The 5,594-nt window shown below is 67.3% G+C and carries 6 protein-coding genes; 4 read left to right on the forward strand and 2 right to left on the reverse strand.

Features of this window, described 5'->3' with window-relative positions:
* Window positions 1-56: 56 nt before the first annotated feature.
* Window positions 57-590: a GNAT family N-acetyltransferase gene (locus HMPREF1138_RS06675; protein ID WP_009057912.1), complete on the reverse strand. Its 534-nt coding sequence runs from the start codon at window positions 588-590 to the stop codon at window positions 57-59.
* Between the two features lie 157 nt (window positions 591-747).
* Between HMPREF1138_RS06675 and HMPREF1138_RS06680 the strand changes: the two genes are divergently transcribed.
* The 3 genes from HMPREF1138_RS06680 to HMPREF1138_RS06690 are packed head-to-tail and all read left to right on the forward strand — an operon-like array spanning window position 748 to window position 4,030.
* The gene (locus HMPREF1138_RS06680) at window positions 748-1,824 is read left to right on the forward strand and encodes an efflux RND transporter periplasmic adaptor subunit (protein ID WP_009057910.1); all 1,077 of its coding nucleotides are present in this window, start codon (window positions 748-750) and stop codon (window positions 1,822-1,824) included.
* Window positions 1,821-2,705: an ABC transporter ATP-binding protein gene (locus HMPREF1138_RS06685; protein WP_050981240.1), complete on the forward strand. Its 885-nt coding sequence runs from the start codon at window positions 1,821-1,823 to the stop codon at window positions 2,703-2,705. Before HMPREF1138_RS06680 ends, HMPREF1138_RS06685 begins: the two co-directional genes overlap by 4 nt.
* On the forward strand, window positions 2,702-4,030 hold the full coding sequence (locus HMPREF1138_RS06690) for an ABC transporter permease (protein WP_009057908.1): 1,329 nt from the start codon (window positions 2,702-2,704) through the stop codon (window positions 4,028-4,030). Before HMPREF1138_RS06685 ends, HMPREF1138_RS06690 begins: the two co-directional genes overlap by 4 nt.
* Before the next feature lie 69 nt (window positions 4,031-4,099).
* Here the strand turns inward: HMPREF1138_RS06690 and HMPREF1138_RS06695 are convergent, their stop codons facing one another.
* On the reverse strand, window positions 4,100-4,936 hold the full coding sequence (locus HMPREF1138_RS06695; RefSeq protein WP_050981241.1) for a base excision DNA repair protein: 837 nt from the start codon (window positions 4,934-4,936) through the stop codon (window positions 4,100-4,102).
* A 252-nt stretch (window positions 4,937-5,188) separates the two neighbouring features.
* On the opposite strand from HMPREF1138_RS06695, the gene HMPREF1138_RS06700 reads away from it, so the two are divergent.
* The gene (locus HMPREF1138_RS06700) at window positions 5,189-5,572 is read left to right on the forward strand and encodes an NINE protein (RefSeq protein WP_009057911.1); all 384 of its coding nucleotides are present in this window, start codon (window positions 5,189-5,191) and stop codon (window positions 5,570-5,572) included.
* Window positions 5,573-5,594: the final 22 nt, after the last annotated feature.

The raw sequence follows: 5,594 nt of genomic DNA on the forward strand, positions 1-5,594 counted from the left end.
GTGGGCAGCGTCGCTTGTTCCGCGCGGGTGGTCTTCCGCGGCCGCCGCACCGGGCGCTAGGCTGCCGCCGGGCGGCGGGTAATGAACTCGCGGTCCGCGTGGTCGCCGACCATGAAGGAATACTCGCCGACGACCTCGAATCCGTGCCGCGCATAGAAGCGCTGCGCCCCGTAGTTTTCGCTCCACACGCCGATCCACAGGGTGCGCGGGCCGTCGCGCTCGAGCCACTCGAGCGCCGTCTTGAGGAGGAGGGTCCCGCGGCCACAGCCCTGGTGTCCCTGCAGGATGTAAAGGCGCTGAATTTCCCCGTCGCCGGGCGCCACGTCGGGGTGGGGCAGGAGTGCGGGGCAGGCGGTGACGTAGCCGATGGGGCTCTCGGGGAACGAGGCCTGGGCAGCGTCGTCGAACAGCAGCCAGGTGGCGCGCTCGGGGTCTGCGAGTTCGGCGCGTAGGACGTCGGGCGCGTAGGCCTCGTCGAGGAAGGCTGACAGGTCTCCGGGCGCATACAGGTGCGCGAAGGTCTGCGTGAAGCACTCGCGGGAGAGGGCGGACAGCGCCTCGGCGTCTGCGGGGGTAGCGCGGCGGATCATGGGGTCCTTTCGGTCGATTGGCTCCCATCGTAGGTAAGAGCGAGTCCGCGTGCTCGCGCGCTCCCTGAGCGAACCCTGAGAATGAGTGTCAACCATTGCTTCGTCTGTGAGACGGACCTTACAATGGGGCGATCAACGCTCATCGAAGGAGACGCACGTGGCACACAAGACCCGCACCGCGCAGGTGCTCGACATCGTGAAAGTCCTCGCGTGGGTCGTCATCGCGGTTTCCCTCGTGAAGTTCGCATTCTTCCCGGCCGCGCAGGAGGAGCAGACTAACGATGGCATGGAGCCGGGCGGCTCCTTCGGGCAGATGACAATCCCCGTCGGGCGTTCGGACATCACCAACACGGTGACCCTGACGGGCACCATCCAGGCCGACGAGCCGGTTAACGCTCGCGCGACGCTCGACGGAATCGTTGTGCGCACCTTCGCCAACGACGGCGACAAGGTCTCCAAGGGTGACGCCCTCCTCCAGATCCGCAAGGAGATTCCGGGCGAAACGCGGCAGGTGACCGACGAGGAAGGCAACGTGAGCGTGGAGACCGCGGAGCCGACCTACAAGTTCGAGACGGTCGTGGCCCCCGGGGATGGCACCCTGTCGACGGGTGTTCTTGTGGGCCAACAGTTCGCGATCGGAGACACGGTCGCCTCGGTGTCCCCCTCGACCTTCTCGGCCATCGCGCCCCTGAGTGCAGACCAGATGTACCGCCTCCAGGAGGCCCCGTCGACGGCGACCGTCACCATCAAGAATGGCCCGGCGCCCTTCGAGTGTACGGGCGTCAAGCTCGTGACCCCGAGCGGCAAGACGCAGGACCCGAAAAACGCGGGGAACGCCAACTCCTCCACGTCCGGGTCCACCGACCTGAAGGCACGCTGCGCGATCCCGTCTGATCAGACCGTGTTCACCGGCCTGCAGGTTACCCTCGAGATGACGACGGGCTCGGCCACGGGCGTCCTTGCCGTACCGGTCTCCGCAGTCGAGGGACGCTACCAGTCGGGCATCGTCTACCTGCCCACCTCCGACCCTGCTAACCCGGAGAAACGCTCGGTCACTCTTGGCCTCACCGACGGAAAGATGGTCGAGATCAAGGAAGGTCTGACAGAGGGCGAGGAGATCCTCGAGTTCACCCCGGCCTCGACGAAGGACAATCAGGATCCCACCGGCCCCTACGGCGTGGGCCCCGGCGGCTCGATGGATACCGGCGACTCTGGCGACGGGTCGGCGCGATGAGTCTCGTGTGCCTGCGGGACGTGACCCGCACGGTGACCCTGCCTGACGGGGAGGACTTGCACATTCTGCGCGGCGTCAACCTGGACGTCGCGGCGGGCGAGCACGTGTCGATCGTGGGCCGATCGGGCACGGGCAAGTCCACGATGCTCAACATCATCGGCCTGCTGGATACGCCCACGTCGGGCAGCTATGAGCTGGACGGCGTCGACACGACGCGCCTGGGCGAAGGGCGCCGCGCTCGTATGCGCGGAGAAGACTTCGGCTTCGTCTTCCAGCAATTCAATATTTTCGCCGCCCGGACGGCCGCCGAAAACGTTGAGGTCCCCCTCCTGTACGCCGCCGGCACGCAGCTGCTGCGCAGGCGATCCATCGCCCTCGACATGCTCGAGCGTGTGGGACTGGCGGATCGCGCGGACTCCTATCCGGGCGAGATGAGCGGCGGCGAGCAGCAGCGTATCGCGATCGCGCGCGCGCTCGTGCGCCGCCCGCGCGTCATCCTCGCCGACGAGCCGACGGGCGCCCTCGACCCGGACACGGGGCGCGTCGTCATGGCGCTCCTGGAGGAGGTCGCCCGCGAATCCAACTCGGCGCTCATCGTCATCACCCACGATATGGGTGTCGCCGCCCGTGCCTCGCGCGCCTACGAACTCTACGACGGCGTCCTGCACGAGGTCGGGGACCCCTCCGCTCTCGCGCAGCGCGCGGAGTCCGGGCGCTCGGGCGACGAGGCCGGGGGTGAGCAGGCGGGCGACGAGGCCGTGGCCGAGCACGTGGGTGGGGAACCGGTCGTGACGGAGCCCCCGGCACCGCCCGCCCAAGACGAACCGGAAAACGCGCCGGTCCCGGCGCCGCCGACCCCGCACGAGGAGGGGAACCAGTGAACGCCATCAGCCAGATCCTGGGCGCCCTCATCGAGGCGTGGGGTGAGGTCAAGGTGCAGAAGGCCCGCGTCGTCCTCTCCCTCGTCGGCGTCGTCGCCGCTGTAGCCGCCATGACGGTCGTCATCGCCCTGGGCGACCTGATCCTTCAGTCCTCCCGCGAAATGGCCGAGCTCTACGAGGGGCGCTCCGTCACGCTGCGCCTCGCCCCCGAAAACTCCGCCGCGAGCCAGGGGACGCCCTCCGAGGCCGGGCCAACCCAGGCCTCCGGCGCCGGGGGTGCCCCGGCCTCGTCGAGCGTGGCGCGCCCCGACGAGGCCGACCCCGTCGGCGAGGCCATGGCGACGCTGGCCAATCGTCACGACATCCGCTACTGGTCGCGTCTGTCCAGCAGCGGCGGCGAAATCACCGAGGTCCGCCAGGCGCGGAGCAGCGGTCAATTCCGTGGCTACCCGGTCGTTGGCACCGACGACATGTTGAACGACGTCACCATCCAGGCCGTCGACCCCGCCTACCAGGTCATCTTCCGCACCCGCATGCTCGCTGGCCGGTGGGTCGCGCCCAGCGACGCCGAGCAACGTCTGACCCCCGTCGTCATCTCCGAAGTCCTGTGGAACCAGCTCGGACGCGCCCCCATCGACCAGGTCCCCATCGTCCTGCACACCACCGATGGGACCGCCGTGCGCGTCGTCGGCGTCACCAAGAGCTCCAGCCGCTTCGATATGCCCACCATGTACGTGCACTACGACGCCGCGCGCGCCACGCTGCCCCAGATGGGAGCGCCCTCCATGATCGCGTGGGTGGGCCCCGACGATGCCGACCAGGCGCGCAGCGTCCTACCTCGGGCCCTGGCCTCCATCCTCGGCGACGGCTGGCGCGTCACCGTCACAGGTGGCGAACACGAGGACATCGGCGAGGAACAGCTGGGCACCATCTCCCGCGTCATCATGATCATCGGCGGCATCATCGTGTTCCTGGGCGCCCTGGGCCTGCTCAACGTTGCGATCGTCACCGTGCGTCAGCGCGTGCGTGAAATCGGTATCCGCCGGGCCGTCGGCGCATCCGCTAAGCGCGTCTTCTTCGCTGTCTTCATGGAATCCGTGGTCGCCACCTTCGCCGCCGGAGTCATCGGCGTGGGCATCGCGGTCGTCGTCGTGCGCTTCCTGCCGCTCGAAACCATGGGGATCGCGCTGAGTGACACACCTGCCTTCCCAGCCGGAGCCGCCATCGCCGGCGTCGCCATCTCCTCCAGCATCGGCGCCCTATGCGGCATCATCCCCGCGCTCGCCGCCGTGCGCATCAAGCCCATCGACGCGATCAGGTACTAGCTCAGCGCCGAGGTCCGGGCGCGCTCACGGGTCAGGGCGCCTCTGTTGGGCCCCGGCCTCGTCCCCGGGTCAGCGGGGCAGTGTCACGCGCCTCGTGTCCTCGTCGTAGGCGATCATTCCCTCTTTGAGTAGGGCACGGTAGACGCGGGTCGGCTGGTAGCGGTCGCCACCGTCCAGGCGTGCTGCGTCGAGGACGCGGCGTTTGGTCAGGCCCTCGGCGCCTTCGAAGTGTGCCGCGCGCAGGGCCTTCATGATGCGGCCTCGCGCCTGGCGGTCGGTTCCGGCGTAGGGCTGAGGCGTGGGACGCTTCTCGTCCTTCGGGAAGCCGGCCGCCGCCCACGCGCATTGCGCGCGCATGAGGCATTCTTCGCAGTGGGGAGAGAGCTGGGTACACACGAGGGCGCCGAATTCCATGAGCGCCATGCTCACCTCTGCCGCGTGTGCTCCGTCTTCGGGCAGGAGCGCGTCGGCGCGCGCCGTCTCCGCCTTGGAGGGGGTCGAGTGGGGTGGGAACTCGCGTCCGTCCAGAAATCTGACCAGCACGCGGCGAACGTTCGTGTCGAGGACGGGGACTCGGATTCCGTGCCGGAACGCGAGGAGTGCGCTGGCGGTGTAGGTGCCGACGCCCGGGAGGAGGGTGAGTTCCTTCATAGTAAGGGGCACCTGGCCGTCGTGTTTCTCGACGATGGTGCCCGCACAGTTTTTGAGGCGCAGCGCTCGCGACGGATAGCCCAGGTTTGCCCAGGCCACAAGGATGTCTGCGGAGGATGCGGCGGCCAGGTCGGCGGGCGCGGGCCATCTGCGCATCCATTCGAGCCAGATCGGCTGGACGCGGGTGACTGGCGTCTGCTGACTCATGATCTCGAAGACGAGGGTTCCCCAATCGGACACGTCGTCGTGTCGCATCGGCAGGTCGCGCTTATTGGATGCGAACCAGCGGGGAAGGTCGTGGAGGAGTACCTTCGAGGCCTCGGCCGTTGGATTTGTGAACACCCTGTCAGTGTAGGGAAGGTTACATACAATGTGCGTTCTCAGCGGTGAAATATGTGATGTGGGGCATAAAAATGCAAGTATGTTGTACAAAAGCCGAAGGTCCGCTAGTCTGACCGTGTTTTCAGAAAACCCCTTTCTGGGATTCCATCGACAATAGGAGACATCATGTCCGCTCCTCAGCAGCCCTACGGCCAGCAGCCCTACGGCCAGCAGCCCGCCGGCCAGCCCGGTTACGGCCAGCCCGGCTTCAACGCCCCCGTCCAGGGCAAGTCCCGCACGACCGTGGGTCTTCTCAACTTCTTCCTCGGCGGCTTCGGCGCCGGCGACTTCTACCTTGGCCACAAGCAGATGGGCATCATCAAGGTCGTCGCCTCCATCGTCCTCAACATCATTTACATGGCCGCTGCCGCCTCCGAGTCCACCGTCCTCTTCCTCCTCGTGCTGCTGGTCATGCTCGGCTACTCGGCGTTCCTCATTGCCTGCATGATCATGTCCTTCATGGGCAAGTGGATCTATGCGGCGGACGCCAACGGCGTTCCCACCGTCTGAGGTGAGCACGAGCGTCTGTCCT

Source organism: Actinomyces sp. ICM58 (assembly GCF_000283035.1).
Lineage (GTDB): Bacteria > Actinomycetota > Actinomycetes > Actinomycetales > Actinomycetaceae > Pauljensenia.

Bases quoted from the DNA above. Each gene is read 5' to 3' on its own strand.
- HMPREF1138_RS06675 (WP_009057912.1), bottom strand. From the start codon at position 590: ATGATCCGCCGCGCTACCCCCGCAGACGCCGAGGCGCTGTCCGCCCTC.
- HMPREF1138_RS06685 (WP_050981240.1), top strand. From the start codon at position 1,821: ATGAGTCTCGTGTGCCTGCGGGACGTGACCCGCACGGTGACCCTGCCT.
- HMPREF1138_RS06695 (WP_050981241.1), bottom strand. From the start codon at position 4,936: ATGCGACACGACGACGTGTCCGATTGGGGAACCCTCGTCTTCGAGATC.
- HMPREF1138_RS06700 (WP_009057911.1), top strand. From the start codon at position 5,189: ATGTCCGCTCCTCAGCAGCCCTACGGCCAGCAGCCCTACGGCCAGCAG.